Origin of the sequence: Streptomyces sp. NPDC048185 (genome assembly GCF_043202495.1) — a bacterium.
In the GTDB taxonomy this organism is placed as follows: Bacteria; Actinomycetota; Actinomycetes; order Streptomycetales; family Streptomycetaceae; genus Streptomyces.
The window spans coordinates 674,662-692,515 of record NZ_JBIDAN010000002.1 but is presented as its reverse complement, the minus strand read 5'-3'; the positions used below and the strand labels follow the sequence as shown (position 1 = coordinate 692,515).

Below are 17,854 nucleotides of genomic sequence, written 5' to 3'. Positions count from 1 at the left end.
GCCCATGTCGTATCCATGATTGTCCGCTTCTGAAGGCGTTTATGGCCATACCCGACTGAATCTGATAACGCACCCGGAATCCGCTGTTCGGCCGAACCGGACGGCGGTTCGGTGGGGGCGCCCCTGGGTACCCGGCCGCGACGCGAGACAGACGCGCACGGGCGACGGAGGGAGCGCGAGGCGATGAAGGCAGTTGTCTGGCAGGGCAAGCGGGACGTGCGGGTCGAGGACGTGCCGGACCCGAAGATCCAGGAGCCGACGGACGCGGTCATCCGCGTCACGTCCAGCGGGCTGTGCGGCTCCGACCTGCACCTGTACGAGGTGCTGACACCGTTCATGACACCGGGCGACATCCTCGGCCACGAGCCCATGGGCATCGTGGAGGAGGTCGGGGCCGAGGTGACCGGTCTGAAGCCCGGCGACCGGGTCGTGGTGCCGTTCCAGATCGCGTGCGGGCACTGCTACATGTGCGACACCGGGCTGCCGACCCAGTGCGAGACCACGCAGGTCACCGGCGAGGGCATGGGAGCCCCGCTGTTCGGCTACACCCGCCTGTACGGCGCGGTGCCCGGCGGCCAGGCCGAGTACCTGCGCGTGCCGCAGGCCCAGTACGGGCCCATCAAGGTGCCGGAGGGGCCCGCCGACGACCGTTTCGTCTACCTCTCCGACGTCCTGCCCACCGCCTGGCAGGCGGTCGAGTACGCCGGCGTCCCGCAGGGCGGCAGCGTGGCCGTGCTCGGGCTCGGACCCATCGGGGACATGGCCTGCCGGATCGCGCGGCTCAAGGGCGCCGGACGCGTGTTCGGCGTGGACCTCGTGCCGGAGCGGCTCGAGCGGGCCCGCGCGCGGGGCGTGGAGACCTACGACCTGCGGGCCTTCGACAACGAGAAGGAACTGGTCGCCGCGATCCACGACGAGACCTCGGGCCGCGGTCCCGACGCCGTGATCGACGCGGTCGGCACCGAGGCGCACGGCAGCACCGTGGCCAAGCTGGTCCAGCAGTCCGCGGCCGTGATGCCCCGGGCCATCGGCGGCCCGCTCGCGGAGCGCTTCAGCATCGACCGGCTCGCGGCCCTGTACACCGCGATCGACCTGGTGCGGCGCGGCGGCACCATCTCGCTGAGCGGCGTCTACGGCGGCATGGCCGACCCGATGCCGATGCTCACCCTGTTCGACAAGCAGATCCAGATGCGGATGGGGCAGGCCAACGTCCGCCGCTGGAGCGACGAGATCGTCCCGTACCTGACGGACGAGGACCCGCTCGGGGTCGACGACTTCGCCACCCACCGGGTCCCGCTCACCGAGGCGCCGCGCGCGTACGAGATGTTCCAGAAGAAGCAGGACGGGGCGGTCAAGGTCCTGATGAAGCCGTGACGACCCGCGCTCAGGGCCCGCCGAGGATCTCCGCCAGGTCGTAGCGGACCGGCTCCTCCAGCTGGGCGTAGGTGCAGCTCTCCGGCGTGCGGTCGGGCCGCCAGCGGCGGAACCGGGCCGTGTGCCGGAAGCGCGCCCCGTTCTCCATGTGGTCGTACGCCACCTCGACGACCCGCTCGGGCCGCAGCGGCACCCAGGACAGGTCCTTCTTCCCCGACCAGCGGCTGGGCGCGCCGGGCAGCCGCGCCGACTCGTGCGCCGCCTCCTCGGCCCAGGCGGCCCAGGGATGGCCCTGGACGTCGTCCATGCGCAGCGGCTCCAGCTCCTCCACCAGCTCGGCGCGGCGCTTCATGGAGAAGGCGGCGCTCACCCCCACGTGCTGGAGCCGGCCCCGGTCGTCGTACAGGCCGAGCAGCAGGGAGCCGACCACGGGCCCGCTCTTGTGCAGGCGGTAACCGGCGACGACGACGTCCGCCGTCCGCTCGTGCTTGATCTTGAACATGGCCCGCTCGTCCTGCCGGTAGCGCAGGTCGAGCGGCTTGGCGACGACACCGTCCAGACCCGCCCCCTCGTACTGCTCGAACCACTGCCGCGCCACGTCGATGTCGTCCGTCGCCGGTGCCACGTGCACCGGCGGCGTGACCCCCGACAGCGCCCGGACCAGCAGCGCCCGCCGGTCGGTGAGCGGCACGCCGAGCAGCGACTCGTCGTCCAGCGCCAGCAGGTCGAAGGCGACCAGCGACGACGGCGTCCGCTCGGCGAGCGTCCGCACCCGGGAGTCCGCCGGATGGATCCGCTCGGTCAGCGCGTCGAAGTCCAGGTGCCCCTCCCGCGCGATCACGATCTCCCCGTCCACCACGCACCGCTCGGGCAACCGCTCCCGAACGGCCTCCACCAGCTCGGGAAAGTACCTGGTCAGCGGCTTGCCCGTGCGGCTGCCGAACTCCACCTCGGCGCCGTCGCGGAACACGATCACCCGGAAGCCGTCCCACTTCGCCTCGTACTGCATGCCCGGCGGGATCTTCGCCACGGACTTGGCGAGCATCGGCTTCACGGGCGGCATCACGGGAAGATCCATGCCCCGATTCTGCGCGTCCGCCGCGCCGAACGCGCGATATGCGAAGTGTGCGAGGTACGCCTACCGTGGCTCGCATGGCGGAAGCGGTGGAACTGGAGACGGACGGACGGACCGTGCGGCTGTCCAGCCCCGGCAAGGTCTTCTTCCCGGAGCCCGGCTACACCAAGCTGGACGTCGCCCGCTACTACCAGGCGGTCGCCCCCGGCATCCTGCGAGCCCTGCGGAACCGGCCCACCACCCTGGAGCGCTACCCGGACGGCGTCACGGGGGAGTGGTTCTACCAGAAGCGCGCCCCCAAGGGCATGCCCGACTGGATCCCCACCGCGCACATCACCTTCCCCAGCGGACGCAGCGCCGACGAGATGTGCCCCACCGAACAGGCCGCGGTCGTGTGGGCCGCCCAGTACGGCACCCTCACCTTCCACCCCTGGCCCGTGCGCCGCGACGACGTCGACCACCCCGACGAACTGCGCATCGACCTCGACCCCCAGCCCGGCACCGACTACGACGACGCGGTCCACGCCGCCCACGAGCTGCGGGCGGTGCTGGAGGAGTTCGGGGGCCTGCGCGGCTGGCCCAAGACCTCCGGCGGGCGCGGCATCCACGTCTTCGTGCCGATCGAGCCGCGCTGGACCTTCACCCAGGTGCGCCGCGCCGCCATCGCCGTCGGGCGGGAGCTGGAGCGGCGCATGCCGGACCGGGTCACCATCAAGTGGTGGAAGGAGGAGCGCGGCGAGCGCATCTTCGTCGACTACAACCAGACCGCCCGGGACCGCACCATCGCCTCCGCCTACTCGGTGCGCCCCCGCCCGCACGCCCCGGTCTCCGCGCCGCTGCGCTGGGACGAGGTCGGCGTCGCGCACCCGCGGGACTTCGACATCACGACCATGCCCGCGCGCTTCGCCGAACTCGGCGACGTGCACGCGGACATGGACGATCACGCCTACTCCCTCGACGCCCTGCTGGAACTGGCGACGAAGGACGAGCACGACCACGGACTCGGCGATCTGCCGTACCCGCCCGAGTATCCGAAGATGCCGGGAGAACCCAGGCGGGTACAGCCGAGCCGGGCCAGGAAGCCCGCTCCCGGCGCCGAGTGAGCCTCGGCGGAGCGGGCTACAGCTCCTTGATCCGGACGTCCCGGTACGAGACCACGTCCGTCGTGCTGTGCACCTGCAGACCGACGTAACCGGAGGCGAACCGCCGTCCGTCCGTGCCCGGGTCGTCCGAGCGCGCCGGGTAGAAGTCCTGACCACCGATGTTGTCGAACTCGTTGATCAGCACGCCGTTGCGGTAGACCGAGTAGTGCTGGTCGACCACCCGGATCTCGTAGTCGTTCCAGGTGCCCTTCCCGGTGACGCCGGCCCCGGCGAGCCCGACCCGGTCGAAGCCGTAGACCGACCCGGTCTTGTACATGTCGCCGCTCGGGCTGTCGAGCACCTGCACCTCGTGCCCGTACTTGATGGCGACCCACTCCGGGCGTGACTCCTCCGGGTGGTCGTGGACCCACGGGAAGCGCACGAACACACCGCCGTTGGCGTTCCCGGTGCCCGGCGCGTCGTCACGCCACTGCAGCTTCAGCGAGAAGTCGCCGTACTTGCGCTCGGGGAACCACAGCATGCCCATGCCCGGCGTGCTGGTGCTGGACGTGATCGACCCGTCCCCGTTCAGCGCGAACGAACCACCGCCCACCTGCTCCCACTTGGCGAAGGACGCCTGGGTGCCGTCCATGATCGTGCGGTAGCCCTCGGTCTGGCCGGGCTTGCCGATCCCGGACTGGCGGGCGGCCTTGTTGATCGCCCTGACCTCGCGCTTGTCGACGACGCCCTCGTCCAGGAGCGCGTCCAGGACCTCCCCGACGTGCTTGAGGAAGAGCGCCTGGGACGTCCACTCCTTCTCGTCCTCGATCCGCTCGTTGATCCGGCACCGGTTGTTCGTCACCCGGTTCGGCACCCCCGAGTCGACCGTGCCGACGATCACCGTCAGCCGCTCGTCGTACTCCGGGCACGGCGGCGCCGGCACGCCCCCGCCCGCCACCACCGTGAAGCTGACGCTCAGCGGCTCGGACGTGTTGCCCGCCCTGTCGCTCGCCCGGTACGCCACGGTGTGCGCACCGACCCGGTCGACGACCACGGGCGCGCTGTACGCCAGGTAGGGACCCGCGTCGAGGGAGTACTCGACCCCGGCCACACCCGAGCCGCCCTCGTCGGTGGCGTTGACCGTCACCTCGGCGCTGCCGACGTACGCGCCCGCGGAGTTCTTCGTGCCCTCCACGGTCGCGCCGGTCACCGGCGGCGTGGTGTCCTGCGGGGGAGCGGCGACGACGGTGAAGGCGACGCTCTTCTCCGCCGCGACGTTGCCCGCCTTGTCGGTGGCCCGGTAGCGCACCGTGTGCTCACCGGCCTCGTGCACCATCACCGGTGCGGTGTACGCCTGCCAGGCACCGCCGCCGACCGCGTACTCGATGGTGTTGACGCCGGAGCCCGTGTCGGACGCGGTGACCGTCACCGTCGCCATGTCGACGTACGCGCCGTCCGCGTTCTTCTCGCCGGCGACCGTCGCCGAGGTCTCCGGCGGGGCCGTGTCGTCGGTCGGCGGAGCGGCCACGGAGAACGCGACGCTCTTCTCGGCGGCCGCGTTGCCCGCCTTGTCGAACGCCCGGTAGCGCACCGTGTGCTCGCCGACCTGGTCGACGACGACCGGCGTGGTGTACGGCTGCCAGGCGCCGTCGGCACCGATCGCGTACTCGACGCGGTCCACACCGGAACCGCCCTCGTCGGTCGCGGTGATCGTGACGGCCGCCGAACCGACGTACGCGCCGTCGGCGTTCTGCGTGCCGTCCACCTTCGCCGAGGTCGCGGGCGCGGTGGTGTCGTCGCCGCCCCCGCCCTCGGTGACCGTGAGCACGCCGGTCATCTGGCCGTGGCCCGGGATCGTGCAGTGGTACATGTAGCGGCCCGGGGTGAGGGTGACCTCGGCGGTGTGCCGGCCGCCCTCGGCGTCGAACGGATTGGCCAGGATGTTGAGCTGGACGTCGCTGTTGTAGGCGGGGTCGCCGGTCACGAACGTCAGCGTGTGCGGCATGCCGGTGGTGTTGCCGGTGGCCTCGCTGTTCTCGAAGACGATCGTCGCCGGTCCGGCCACCGCCGTCTCGGGTGCGGACGCGTACTTGGTGATGTCGTCACCCGCGGTCCAGGTGAGGACCTGCTGCTCGGCGGCCTCGGCCGCGGCCCTGGGCTGCCCGGAGGCGGACGTCGCCTGGAGGCCGAGCATCATCAGCAGGCCGGCCAGCAGGGCGGCCCACATTCTTCGTCGCCGTATCACTCGCTCCCCCTCGCCAGCTGTGCGGCGGCCGGGGTCGGCCCGCCGCCCTTGTAGGTGACCCGCCACAGGGCCGACTTGGAGTCCGAGGTGAAGAAGCCGCGGCCGTAGTCGAGGACGTACAGCGCGCCGTCCGGGCCGAACTTCCAGCCCATCAGGTTCTTGATGCCGTCGTTGCCGACCGGCACGATCTTCTTCAGCGACTCCGAGTGCACCGGCAGTCCGCCGTCGCCCTGCGTCTTCGGGTCCATGAGCACCGCGTTGCGGGGCTGGTCGGCGTCGTAGAAGTCACCGACGAACCACTTGCCGTCCCAGTACGCCGGCCACTTGGTCTCGCTGGCGCTGGTGGCGTCGTAACGGTAGACCGGGCCGTCCATCGCGGCCTGGCCGCCGCCCTTGAGCCAGGGCAGCCGGTAGAAGGACTCGCTCTCCTTGTAGGACGGGATGCCGTTCGCGTCGCGCGGGAAGTCGGGGCCGCCGCCCTGCGGCGAGTACCAGATGTTGTTCCCGGTCACGGGCGGCAGGTTGACCAGGCCGTCGTTGTTCGGCGACTCGTTCTTCGGGTGGTCGCAGTCGTACCAGCCCAGCGGCTTCGACGGGTCCGGCAGGTTCCGGTCCCGGTACGGCTGCTTGTTGCCCATGCAGTACGGCCAGCCCCGGTTGCTCGCCTTGGTGATCACGGCGAACGTGTCGTACTTCGCCGGGCCCCACGTCGGCGACGGGGCGCCCGCGTCCGGTCCGACCCAGCCCGCGTAGAGGGTGTCGGTCGACTTGTCGACGGAGATGCGTGCCGGGTTGCGCACGCCCATCACGTAGATCTCGCCGCGCGTCTTGCCGCCGCCCTCGGCGGTCTCCTTGCCGGTGAACAGGTTGCCCTCGGGGAGCGTGTACGTCCCGTCCGGCTCCGGGTGGATGCGCAGGATCTTGCCGTTGAGGTTGTTGGTGTTGCCGGCGGTGCGGCGCGCGTCCGCGAAGGACACGCCCTTGAAGTTCGGCTGCGGGTTGTTGCCGGAGTAACCGTCGCTGAACTGGCTGGAGTTGTTGTCACCGGTGGCGATGTACAGGTTGCCCTCGGAGTCCCAGGCCATCCCGCCGCCCGCGTGGCAGCAGCTGTGGATCTGCACCGGCCACGTCAGCAGTACCTTCTCGCTGCCCATGTCCAGCTTGTTCGTCGCCCGGTCGAGCGTGAAGCGGGAGACGCGCCGCTCGGCCATGTGCGTGTCGCGGTTGATCCGGGAGTGCGGCGTGTAGTGCAGGTACACCCATCCGTTCTCCTCGAACCGCGGATCCAGTTCGATGCCGAGCAGGCCCTCCTCGACCTTGACCAGCTCGTCGCCGCCGCCCTTGTTGCCGAAGACGGTCAGCTCACCGGCGAGCGTGACCTTCTCGGTCTTCGGGTCCCAGACGTGGATCTGGCCCGTGCCCTTGCCGACGTCGGGGTTGTTCCAGTCCGTGATCACGGGCTGGGACGAGTCCGCACCGCCCCGGCCGATGTAGAAGACCCGGCCGTCGGGCGCGGTGACCAGGCCGTGCGGCTCGCCGATCTGGTCGTTCCGGCCGGGCTGGTTGGCCTGGGTGAGCCGCTCGGCCCGGTAGTTGCCGGTGATGGTGGCCTTGCAGTCGGCCTGCACCAGCCGTGTCGTCCACAGCAGGGCGCCGCGCAGATGGGCGCGGAAGTCGGTCTCGTCGTACGACGACACCGTGCCGCCCATGCCGGTGTAGAAGGACCGGCCGCCGTCGTAGTCGCGGCACCAGCTGACCGGGTGGTCCGCTCCGTTGGCGCCGGCTCCGGGCGTGTACGTCGACTCGCGCACCCGCGCCACGGTGTGGACGTCACCGGACGGGTTCTTCTGCCAGTTCAGCCACTCGTCGGGGCGCTTCCACTCCAGCGGCAGGTCCTTGGTGGCCGGGTGACGCCGGTCACCGACCTCCACGGTGGCGCGCTGGACCTTGGCCGGTGCGTCGGCCGCCGGACGGGCGCCGACCAGGCCGGTGAACCAGTCCGAGTACGGCTCCGCGCGGGCCGCGTCATGGATGCCGACGAAACCGCCGCCGGCCTCCATGTACGCCTCCAGGCCCGCCTCCTGTTCCGGATCGAGGACGTCGCCGCCCCCGGTCAGGAACACGATCGCGTTGAAGCGGCCGAGTTTCCTCTCGTTGGTGAAGACCGAGGCGTCGTCCGTCGCCTCGACCTTGAAGCGCTCCTTCGCCGGGCCGGACAGCCCGATGCGCTCGATCGCCGCGATCCCGGCGTTCACCACCGGTGACTCGTCGCCGGACGCGGCCGATCCGTAGAAGACCAGAACGCGCACATTGGCGCCGCCCGGCGGCGACGTGATGGACATCGTTGTCAGGGACGGGTCCGGCGCCGGCCGCGCACTGGCGGCGGGGCCGGACAGCAGGCCCGCGGCGACGAATCCGGCGGTCGCGAACGCCGCCCAACTCTTTCTTCTCGCGCTCGAACCTCTTAAGGGCATGGGCACCTCCTCGGTCACGGCAGCAGCGCCAAGGAAGCTAGACCTCTTTGCGCGATTCGCCAATAGGTATCACCGGGATGGGTCGAACTTTGTCCTGAGTGTGGATAAACAGAGCGGGGCCCGGTACCGTCTCACAGGCTCATCACAGCTACGTCTGAGCAAATTCCGTACCAGTGTGGGGAGTTCGGCATGGACAGACGCGGCTTCAACCGCCGGGTGCTGCTGGGCGGCGCTGCCGCGGCGACATCGTTGTCGGCGGCTTCCGGGGCGGCCGGCGCCGCCGACCGGTCGCAGGCGGTGTCGGCACGGACGGCGCCCGCCGGCGGCGCGGTGAAGCACATCAAGCTGTACGCCGAGAAGCTGCCCGACGGGCAGATGGGGTACGGCCTGGAGAAGGGCAAGGCCACGATCCCGGGTCCGCTGATCGAACTGAACGAGGGCGACACGCTGCACATCGAGTTCACCAACACCATGGACGTGGCGGCGAGTCTGCACGTCCACGGGCTCGACTACGAGATCTCCAGCGACGGCACGAAGATGAACCGGAGCGACGTCGAGCCCGGCGCTACTCGCACCTACACCTGGCGCACCCACGCACCCGGCCGCCGGACGGACGGCACCTGGCGGCCGGGCAGCGCGGGCTACTGGCACTACCACGACCACGTCGTCGGCACCGAACACGGCACCGGCGGCATCCGCAACGGCCTCTACGGCCCGGTCGTCGTGCGCCGCAAGGGCGACGTGCTGCCGGACGCCACGCACACCATCGTCTTCAACGACATGCGGATCAACAACCGTGCCCCGCACACCGGTCCGGACTTCGAGGCCACCGTGGGCGACCGCGTCGAGTTCGTGATGATCACGCACGGCGAGTACTACCACACCTTCCACATGCACGGTCACCGCTGGGCCGACAACCGCACCGGCGTGCTCACCGGGCCGGAGGACCCCAGCCGGGTCGTCGACAACAAGATCGTGGGCCCGGCGGACTCCTTCGGCTTCCAGGTGATCGCGGGCGAGGGGGTCGGTGCCGGGGCGTGGATGTACCACTGCCACGTGCAGAGCCACTCCGACATGGGGATGGTGGGGCTGTTCCTGGTGAAGAAGACGGACGGCACGATTCCCGGGTACGAGCCGCACGAGCACACCGGGACGCCCGAGGAGGCGCCCCAGCACGAGCACTGACGCCCTCTCCTGCCCGGCGACCTGCCGCTATCCTGAGCGGCAGCCGCCGAGGAGGAGCGCCCGTGACCGAGACCGCGCCGCGTCCGACGCTGGAGGCCGTGGCCGCGCGGGCCGGGGTCTCACGGGCCACCGTGTCCCGCGTGGTCAACGGGGCGCACGGGGTGCGGGACGCGCTGGCCGAGCGGGTCCGGCGCGCGGTGGAGGACCTCGGCTACGTCCCCAACCAGGCCGCGCGCAGCCTGGTGACGAAGCGCCATGACGCCGTCGCCGTCGTCGCGGCCGAACCGGAGACCCGGGTCTTCACCGACCCCTACTTCGCCCAGCAGCTCCGCGGCATCAGCAAGGAGCTGACCGCCCACGACAACCAGCTCGTCCTGCTGCTCACCGAGGGCCGCGAGGACCACGCCCGTGTCGGCCGCTACCTCGCCGGCGGGCACGTCGACGGCGCCCTGGTCTTCTCCCTGCACCTGGACGACCCGCTGCCCGGCCTCGTCCGCCGTGCCGGGGTGCCGACGGTGTTCGGCGGACGGCCCGGCTGGGAGGACGGCCGGGACGACGTGGTCTACGTGGACAGTGACAACCGCGGCGGCGCCCGCGAGGCCGTGCGTCACCTGGCCGCCCTCGGCCGCAGCCGCATCGCGCACATCGCCGGGCCGCTCGACCAGACCTCCGCCGCCGACCGGCTCGCGGGCTTCCGCGACGTCCGGGCCGACGCCGATCCCGGGCTGGTCGCGCACGGGGACTTCACGCCGGGCGGCGGCGAGCGCGCGATGCGGGAGCTGCTGGACCGGCGCCCGGACCTGGACGCCGTGTTCGCGGCCAACGACCTCACCGCTGCGGGCGCCCTGCGGGTGCTGCGCGAGCGGGGACGCCGGGTGCCCGACGACGTGGCCGTGGTCGGCTTCGACGACATGCCGCCGGTCGCCGAGCAGACCGACCCACCGCTGACCACGGTCCGCCAGGACGTCGAGGGAATGGGCCGGCTGATGGCCCGCCTGCTGCTGCGCGGCCTGGACCGCGGGACGGCGGGGGACGGCGACGGGGACCCGGCGGCCGGTGACGCGGGTTCCGCGGTCCGGGGCCCCGGCAGCACGGCCGCGCCCGGCACGGCCTCCGGAGTGATCCTGCCGACCACCCTGGTCCGCCGCTCCTCGGCGTGAGCCCGCCGGGCCGGGTGCGCCGCTCACCCCTCGCGCGGCGCCGGCCTCAGCACGGCGAACCGGGCGCCGTACGGGTCGGCGAGCCTGGCCAGGCGTCCGACGCCCTCGATGTCCGTCGCGGGCATCCGGACCGAGCCGCCCAGCTCCCCGGCCCGCGCGACCGTGGCGTCCGCGTCGGCGACCGCGAAGTACGGCAGCCAGTGGGCGTCCGTCTCCAGCGGGTCGTCGGCGAGCGGGACGACACCGCCGAACATGGCCTCCTCGCCCTCCCCGGCCGGGTTCACGCACGTGTACGTCCCGGCGCCGGGGAACGGCACCGCGGAGGTCTCCAGCCCCAGCACCCCGTGGTAGTACGCGGCGGCGGCCGCGACGTCCGGGGTGTACAGCTCGACCCAGCACAGCGCACCGGTCTCGCCGGCCACGCCCAGGCCGCCCAGCCGTCCCGGCTGCCAGACGCCGTACGCCACCCCGCCCCGGTCGGCGAGGATCGCCACCGTGCCCTGGCCCATCACGTCCATGGGCCGCATGAGCACCCCGCCGTGGGCCTGCTCGGAGGCCTTGGCGGTGGCCTCGGCGTCAGGGGTCTGGAAGTACACCGTCCAGGACGGCGGTCCCTGCTCCGGCGTGGTCTGCATGCCTCCGGCCACGATCCGGCCGTCCAGCTCGAAGAAGCCGTAGCCCCCGGCCTCGGGTCCCGCCGACCGGAACCGCCAGCCCAGCAGGTCACCGTAGAACAACGCGGCGCCGTCGATGTCGGACGTGCCGACGTCGATCCAGTTCGGGGCGCCGGTGACGAAACGGGTGGTGAGCATCATCGCCCTCCTCGGAAGGGTCCCGTTGCCTGCACTGCCGAGTCTTCCACCGACCACCGACGATCGCTTCCGCGCGCCGCCGTGCGCGCCCGCCCGCACCAGGGGGATCATCGACAGGTCCGCCGGGCGGTGGCGGGCCCGGCGGTGCCGCGTTGATCCCGCGTTGATCGAACGTTTTTCGCCACCGGGCACGATCCTGCCCATGCACATCGACACGATCGCGACGCCCGACCTGACCTGGCAGCAGGAAGCGTTGTGCGCACAGACCGGGGCGGACTTCTTCTTCCCCGAGCCCGGAAGCTCCGTGCGGGACGCGAAGCGGATCTGCGCCCTGTGTCCGATCCGCTCGGCCTGCCTGGAGTACGCGCTGACCCACGACGAGCGCTTCGGCGTCTGGGGCGGGCTGTCGGAGAAGGAACGGCTGGCACTGCGCCGCACCGCGCACTGAGCCGGGCGCCGGCCCCGGTCCGCCTGCTCCGCAGTGCCGTACCCGCTCCGGCGGGGCGGTCAGCCCGCCGCGCGGGCCGCCATCCGCGCCTTGCGCGCCGCCAGCTTCTCGTCGAACTTGGCGGCCTCGGCGTCCAGTCCGCCCATGTACAGCCCGAGCTCCTCCTGGGCCTGCTTCCCCTCGGGACCGAGGCCGTCGATCTCCATGATCTTCAGGAAGCGCAGCACGGGCTGGATGACGTCGTCGTGGTGGATGCGCAGGTTGTAGACCTCGCCGATGGCCATCTGCGCGGCGGCCCGCTCGAAGCCGGGCATGCCGTGGCCGGGCATCCGGAAGTTCACGACCACGTCACGCACCGCCTGCATCGTCAGGTCCGGCGCGAGCTCGAAGGCGGCCTTGAGCAGGTTCCGGTAGAAGACCATGTGCAGGTTCTCGTCGGTCGCGATGCGGGCCAGCATGCGGTCGCAGACCGGGTCGCCGGACTGGTGGCCCGTGTTGCGGTGCGAGATGCGGGTGGCCAGCTCCTGGAAGGCGACGTACGCCACCGAGTGCAGCATCGAGTGCCGGTTGTCCGACTCGAAGCCTTCGCTCATGTGGGCCATGCGGAACTGCTCGAGCTTGTCGGGGTCGACGGCGCGCGAGGCGAGCAGGTAGTCGCGCATCACGATGCCGTGCCGGCCCTCCTCCGCGGTCCAGCGGTGCACCCAGGTGCCCCAGGCGCCGTCGCGCCCGAAGAGGCTGGCGATCTCGTGGTGGTAGCTGGGGAGGTTGTCCTCGGTCAGCAGGTTCACCACGAGGGCGATCCGGCCGATCTCGGTGACCTTGGACTGCTCCTTGTCCCACGCCTCGCCGTCCTCGAAGATCCCCGGGAAGTTGCGGGCGTCGCTCCACGGCACGTACTCGTGCGGCATCCAGTCCTTGGCGACTGCCAGATGCCGGTTGAGTTCCTTCTCGACCACTTCCTCCAGGGCGTACAGCAGCCGGGCGTCGGTCCAAGCGGCGGAGGTGCCGAGGTGCGGGGAAGTGATCGTCACGGGTACTCCAGGGGACGTGCGACAGAGCGGAAAGCGAACCGGCGAGCGGTGCCGGGAACCTACGGGATCGTAGGCTACGAAACCGTAGGTTACGAGACCGTAGGTTAAACGCACTGTAAAGGCCGCTGATCAGCGACAGCCCACCGGGGCGCGGCAGCACGCACGTCAGCCCGGTGCGGGGGGTTCCTGCTCGGCGGCGTTGCCGCGTCCCACGGTGATCGCCCAGGTGGCGGTGGACGGCGCGGTGACGGTCACCGTGCCGGCCCTGTGGGCGGCTTCCACGGCGAGTTGATGGTGGGTGACGGCGGGTTCGCCCGTGCCGCACTCCAGCGGGAAGTCCGTGCCCAGGACGGGCACTGCGACGTCGATGGTGCCGGTGCCCGTACAGCTGACGGCTACGACGAGTGCCTTGCCCGGAGGTCCGGCGCCGTAGGAGCCGCTCGCGTTGCCACGCGTCGCACCACGTCGGCCGGCGACGATGTCACCGGACTCCGGATCGAGCTCCGGCGGTGTGACCGTGGAGTTGTGCCGATCAGGGCTGGACCGCGACGGGCCGGGTACCGAGGACGCGGCAGCGTCGTCCGTGCCCTCACCGGAGGTGCAGCCCACCCCCATCAGCAGCAGAAGGGTGGACGCCGCCGCTGCGTGGCGCGCTCTCACGCGGCGGTGGCGGTCAGGGAGGTAACGGCCGGCACATGCCTGGACATGCGGGCACTGGTCATGGAGCCACCGCTTCCTGGTGGATCGCCCCCGTGGCGATCAACTGCCCTGAACGCTAGCTGCGGCGGCATGTATGCAACTAGCAGATGTGCGATTCCTGAGGACCATTTGAGCTCGATCGAGCTGCGGCCCCCGGCGGAGTCGAGGCCGAGGTCGCCGCCGTGACGGGCCGGGTGACCAAGCCGTCGACGCTGCTGCAGGGCCGCCACGGGCGTCGCGGCGGGTCGGACGGCTGTTGCTCACTTTCGGGTGACGGTATGACCCGCCAGGGGCGGGCAGGTCACGCGCCGGACGGGCACCGGTCGGTCATCAGCCGGGGTGGCCGCGGGAAGGGAACCCCCGGATCCTCCCGCGGCCCGTGCGGTTACCCTCCCCGCGGTGGACGACGGGGTCAGCCGGCCCGCGGTCCGGTGTACCCGCCGGTGTCCCGCGTGACGTCCCTCAGCTCCCCTCCCTCCAGCAGCAGCCGGCGCGTGATGCCGATCGAGTCCAGGAACGGCATGTCGTGACTGGCCACGATCAACGCCCCCTCGTACGACTCCAGCGCCGTGGTGAGCTGCCGGACGCTCGCCATGTCCAGGTTGTTCGTCGGCTCGTCCAGCATGAGCAGCTGCGGCGCCGGCTCGGCCAGCATCAGGGCGGCCAGGGCGGCCCGGAAGCGTTCGCCGCCGGACAGCGTCGCCGCCTTCTGGTCGGCCCGGGCGCCCCGGAACAGGAAGCGGGCCAGCCGCGCCCGGATCCGGTTGTTGGTCACGCCCGGCGAGAACCGGGCCACGTTCTCGGCGACGGTCAGCTCCTCGTCGAGCACGTCGAGGCGCTGGGGCAGGAAACGCAGCGGGACGTGCGCGGTCGCCTCGCCCGACACCGGCTCCAGTTCCCCGGCGATCGTGCGCAGCAGGGTGGTCTTGCCCGCTCCGTTGCGGCCGGTCAGCGCGATCCGTTCGGGACCGTGCAGATCGAGGCCGCCCGCCACCCGAGCGCCGTGCACGAGCTCCAGCTCCCGCAGGGTGAGCACCGACCGGCCCGCCGGGACGGCCGTGTACGGCAGGTCGACGCGGATCTCGTCGTCGTCCCGCACGGCCTCCACCGCGTCGTCGAGCCGCTCCTTCGCCTCGGCGAGCTTCTCCTCGTGCATGATGCGGTACTTGCCGGCGGACTCCTGGGCCGTGCGTTTGCGCATCTTCATCACCGCCCGGGGCTCGCGCTTGGTGTCGTACATCTTCTGTCCGTACCGCTTGCGCCGGGCCAGGACGACGTGGGCGTCGGACAGTTCGCGTTTCTGCTTGCGCAGATCGGCCTCGGCGACGCGCAGCATGCGTTCGGCCGCCTCCTGCTCGACGGCCAGGGCCTCCTCGTACGCCGAGAAGTTGCCGCCGTACCGGGTGATGCCGCCGGACCGCAGGTCGGCGATCTGGTCGACGAGCTCGAGGAGCTCACGGTCGTGACTGACCACGATCATCACCCCCGGCCAGGAGGCGACGGCCGCGTACAGGCGCCTGCGGGCGTACAGGTCGAGATTGTTGGTCGGCTCGTCCAGGAGCAGGACGTCGGGCCGGCGCAGCAGCAGGGCGGCCAGCCGGAGGAGGACGGACTCGCCGCCGGACACCTCGCCGATGGTTTGGTCCAGCGCCACATGGCCGAGGCCGAGCTCGCCCAGCGTGGCGAGGGCACGCTCCTCGACGTCCCAGTCGTCGCCGACGGTCTCGAAGTGCTCCTCGGCCACGTCACCGGCCTCGATGGCGTGCAGCGCGGCCCGCTGCGCGGCGATGCCGAGCACCTCGTCGACCCGCAGGCCGGTGTCGAGCGTGACGTTCTGCGGGAGGTGACCCACCTCGCCGGCCACGCGGACGGCGCCGTCGGCGGGGACGAGCTGCCCGGCGATCAGCTTCAACAGGGTTGATTTCCCGGACCCGTTGACCCCGACGAGCCCGGTCCGGCCGGGGCCGAACGAGGCGTCGAGGCCCTCGAAGACCGAGGTGCCGTCGGCCCAGGCGAAGGACAGGGCCGTACAGGTGATGGATGCAGACATACGAGGTCTCCGCGGTTGCTTGATGCGGTCAGGGGCAGACGCGTATCGAGACACCGGGAGCGGCGACCGCCGTCGGGCGAGGGAAGGAGGAGTCCGCGGGACGGCGGGGCATGAAAAAGCCCTGTTCCGCAAGGGACGGCTCGAACGCCGAGGTCGCACGCGACGTACACCCACGCAAGGGGGTGACGCGGTGTCTCAGGACCTCAGATGAGCAACGTCCTTCTCCGATCGGCGGCAACAGAGGCGTTGTAGACCGTAGAAGAGCCCGGTCCGGGGTGTCAACGCCTTATCGCGGAACCGGTCTCACGGCCCCGAGGAGGCCCCGTGCCCAACGGCTCACTCTCCCTGCCGGCCCGGCTCTGCCTGCTGGCCTGGGACCCCGCACGGCCCGGAGGCGCCGACACCGCGCGGCTGCACCACCTGGTGCGCGCCGGCGCCCTCACCGAACTCGCCCGGCGCGGACTGCTCGCCGACGACGACGGCATCGCCACGCCCGTCGACCTCGACTCCCGTACCGGCGACGCCGTCCTCGACGGGCTGCTGGACCTGGTCCGCGAGTCCGTACCGCGCCGCTGGCGGGCCTGGGTGCGGTCGTACGCGCGCTTCACCTTCGACGCCGTCCGGGAACAGCTGGTGGCCGACGGGTACCTGAGGGCCGAGAAGAAGCGGGTGCTCGGCGTGTTCCCGTCCGTGGACCACGTCCTGGCCCGGCCCGCCGCCGCGCAGGCGCTGCGCGAGGAGGCGCGGGCCGTCCTGGACGGTATGTCGCCGGCCGGGGAGGTCCCCGAGCGGGACGCGATCGTCGTCGCCCTCGCGGCCTCGGCCGAGCTGCGCGGTCTCGGGCCCACGGGGGACAGGGCGCGCCGCGAGGGCCGGATCGAGGAGCTGACCGCCCGCGGCGCGGCGGCGGCACCCGGCCTGGGAAAGGTCCTGCGTGAGGTGCGGGCGGCGGTGAGCGCGGAAGCGGCGCACGCCGTGGCCCCGGCGGGCGGCTGACGGGCGTTCCGGCGACGCGGCTGACGGGCGGTCCGGCGAGGCGGGCCGCGCCCCACGCCCGTGCCGGACCCGCTCAGCCGCGGGTCGCGTGCCGGCGGACCGACCGGCCGCTCGCGCCGGTCCGCCGCTGCGCCGGCGGGGCGTCCGGCCCGCTCAGCAGGTGCCCCGCATCAGCTCCGCCAGGTCGTGGTCCAGGTCCAGCTGCAGATGCTCCAGGCCCACCGGCACGAGCTCGCTGGTGGCCTGGAGGAACCGGCGCAGTTCGCCGGAACGGATGTGGACCACGGCGGTGCCCTCGGGGGCGTGGAACTCCAGGACGGTGCGGTCGTACCCGTACGGCCGCACCCGGACGTCACCGTGGCCGTCGGGTTCCCGCATCCCGGTGATGAGCAGCTCGCGGGAGAAGGTCCAGCAGACCTCCACGCCCTCCAGGGTGGCCGGGGCCGGGAAGGTGATGCGGACGGCGAACGGGTCGCCGCGGTCGTAGTGCAGCGTGGCGGGAATGCTCGGCATACGCGGCGCGGCAGCGACGAGACGCGCCTCGACGGGCTGCTCGATGACGGTGGACAACGCCTTGCTCCCTCGTGACGGCTGGGCGGGCTTCCGGGGTGGTACGGGCCGGGCACTGGAAGAGACGACGGAATCAGCCAATCCGTGCACACGATGTGCGAGTGACCTCTGTCACCGCCTTCATGCACACGAGTGACATGACTCTCCTCGCGTGCCCCACAAGGCACTTGCGGCCGACGCGCCACCCGCCCGCCCGCTCCTCGCCCGCCGGAAGGTGTCCGAAGGGCGACCCCGGGTGTTTGTCCGTAACGTGGGTATCCGTTCGCTGAACGCGAGAGGAAGTGAGCGAACATGCCACGCGGTTCGAGCCCCAAGCGCGAGCGGCAGTACGAACACATCAAGGAGAGCGCCGAGGACCGTGGCGAGAGCACGGGACGGGCCAAGGAGATCGCGGCCCGGACGGTGAACAAGGAGCGTGCTCAGTCCGGCGAGTCGAAGACCGCCAGCCGTACGTCCACCCAGGACAAGTCGCCGAGCAAGCGCGGCGGACAGCGCTCCGGGTCGCGGCAGGGCTCCCAGGGCCCCACCTACGACCAGCTGTACCAGGAGGCCAAGCGCCGGGACATCAGCGGCCGTTCGAGCATGAACAAGGGCCAGCTCCAGCGCGCGCTCGGCAAGTGAGCCGCGCCGTCCCCGGGCCGCGTCCGCGG

Annotated in this window: 15 protein-coding genes; 7 read left to right on the top strand and 8 right to left on the bottom strand. The window is 71.6% G+C overall.

Annotated elements, in window-relative coordinates; all coding sequences use genetic code 11:
• The first annotated feature begins 183 nt into the window (after positions 1–183).
• On the top strand, positions 184–1,374 hold the full coding sequence (locus ACGF3H_RS09115) for a zinc-dependent alcohol dehydrogenase (RefSeq protein ID WP_362488346.1): 1,191 nt from the start codon (positions 184–186) through the stop codon (positions 1,372–1,374).
• Between the two features lie 10 nt (positions 1,375–1,384).
• Here the strand turns inward: ACGF3H_RS09115 and ACGF3H_RS09110 are convergent, their stop codons facing one another.
• Positions 1,385–2,452, bottom strand: a complete 1,068-nt coding sequence (locus tag ACGF3H_RS09110; RefSeq protein ID WP_362488348.1) for an ATP-dependent DNA ligase — start codon at positions 2,450–2,452, stop codon at positions 1,385–1,387.
• 74 nt (positions 2,453–2,526) lie between these two features.
• On the opposite strand from ACGF3H_RS09110, the gene ligD reads away from it, so the two are divergent.
• On the top strand, positions 2,527–3,552 hold the full coding sequence (gene ligD / locus ACGF3H_RS09105) for a non-homologous end-joining DNA ligase (protein ID WP_362488350.1): 1,026 nt from the start codon (positions 2,527–2,529) through the stop codon (positions 3,550–3,552).
• Positions 3,553–3,568: 16 nt separating this feature from the next.
• On the opposite strand, the gene ACGF3H_RS09100 is transcribed toward ligD, so the two are convergent.
• Together ACGF3H_RS09100 and ACGF3H_RS09095 are read right to left on the bottom strand one after the other, a co-directional pair.
• A complete protein-coding gene (locus ACGF3H_RS09100; RefSeq protein WP_362488352.1) occupies positions 3,569–5,758 on the bottom strand; it encodes an OmpL47-type beta-barrel domain-containing protein in 2,190 nt (729 codons plus the stop codon).
• A 14-nt stretch (positions 5,759–5,772) separates the two neighbouring features.
• Positions 5,773–8,250 carry a ThuA domain-containing protein gene (locus tag ACGF3H_RS09095; RefSeq protein WP_362488444.1) on the bottom strand — a complete coding sequence of 826 codons (2,478 nt, stop codon included), beginning with the start codon at positions 8,248–8,250 and terminating at the stop codon, positions 5,773–5,775.
• A 189-nt stretch (positions 8,251–8,439) separates the two neighbouring features.
• Between ACGF3H_RS09095 and ACGF3H_RS09090 the strand changes: the two genes are divergently transcribed.
• Positions 8,440–9,435 carry a multicopper oxidase domain-containing protein gene (locus ACGF3H_RS09090; protein ID WP_362488354.1) on the top strand — a complete coding sequence of 332 codons (996 nt, stop codon included), beginning with the start codon at positions 8,440–8,442 and terminating at the stop codon, positions 9,433–9,435.
• 62 nt (positions 9,436–9,497) lie between these two features.
• Positions 9,498–10,595, top strand: coding sequence for a LacI family DNA-binding transcriptional regulator (locus tag ACGF3H_RS09085; protein ID WP_362488355.1), 1,098 nt, complete (start codon positions 9,498–9,500; stop codon positions 10,593–10,595).
• A 23-nt stretch (positions 10,596–10,618) separates the two neighbouring features.
• On the opposite strand, the gene ACGF3H_RS09080 is transcribed toward ACGF3H_RS09085, so the two are convergent.
• Entirely contained in the window at positions 10,619–11,407 is a 789-nt protein-coding gene (locus ACGF3H_RS09080; protein ID WP_362488446.1) for a VOC family protein, read from the bottom strand.
• 202 nt (positions 11,408–11,609) lie between these two features.
• Between ACGF3H_RS09080 and ACGF3H_RS09075 the strand changes: the two genes are divergently transcribed.
• Positions 11,610–11,855 carry a WhiB family transcriptional regulator gene (locus tag ACGF3H_RS09075; protein ID WP_362488357.1) on the top strand — a complete coding sequence of 82 codons (246 nt, stop codon included), beginning with the start codon at positions 11,610–11,612 and terminating at the stop codon, positions 11,853–11,855.
• Positions 11,856–11,914: 59 nt separating this feature from the next.
• Here ACGF3H_RS09075 and ACGF3H_RS09070 read toward each other — a convergent pair whose 3' ends face one another.
• The 3 genes from ACGF3H_RS09070 to ACGF3H_RS09060 all read right to left on the bottom strand — a co-directional run bounded on the left by ACGF3H_RS09070 (position 11,915) and on the right by ACGF3H_RS09060 (position 15,638).
• Positions 11,915–12,889, bottom strand: a complete 975-nt coding sequence (locus tag ACGF3H_RS09070; protein ID WP_362488358.1) for an acyl-ACP desaturase — start codon at positions 12,887–12,889, stop codon at positions 11,915–11,917.
• Positions 12,890–13,054: 165 nt separating this feature from the next.
• Complete coding sequence (locus ACGF3H_RS09065) at positions 13,055–13,549, bottom strand: hypothetical protein (RefSeq protein ID WP_362488359.1); 495 nt, start codon at positions 13,547–13,549, stop codon at positions 13,055–13,057.
• 451 nt (positions 13,550–14,000) lie between these two features.
• Positions 14,001–15,638: an ABC-F family ATP-binding cassette domain-containing protein gene (locus ACGF3H_RS09060; protein ID WP_362488361.1), complete on the bottom strand. Its 1,638-nt coding sequence runs from the start codon at positions 15,636–15,638 to the stop codon at positions 14,001–14,003.
• Positions 15,639–15,962: 324 nt separating this feature from the next.
• Here ACGF3H_RS09060 and ACGF3H_RS09055 point away from each other — a divergent pair, with 324 nt between their 5' ends.
• Entirely contained in the window at positions 15,963–16,634 is a 672-nt protein-coding gene (locus tag ACGF3H_RS09055) for a GPP34 family phosphoprotein (RefSeq protein WP_362488363.1), read from the top strand.
• A 153-nt stretch (positions 16,635–16,787) separates the two neighbouring features.
• Here the strand turns inward: ACGF3H_RS09055 and ACGF3H_RS09050 are convergent, their stop codons facing one another.
• Complete coding sequence (locus ACGF3H_RS09050) at positions 16,788–17,204, bottom strand: SsgA family sporulation/cell division regulator (protein WP_362488365.1); 417 nt, start codon at positions 17,202–17,204, stop codon at positions 16,788–16,790.
• Between the two features lie 291 nt (positions 17,205–17,495).
• Here ACGF3H_RS09050 and ACGF3H_RS09045 point away from each other — a divergent pair, with 291 nt between their 5' ends.
• Entirely contained in the window at positions 17,496–17,825 is a 330-nt protein-coding gene (locus ACGF3H_RS09045; protein ID WP_362488367.1) for a plasmid stabilization protein, read from the top strand.
• The last annotated feature ends 29 nt before the right edge of the window (positions 17,826–17,854 follow it).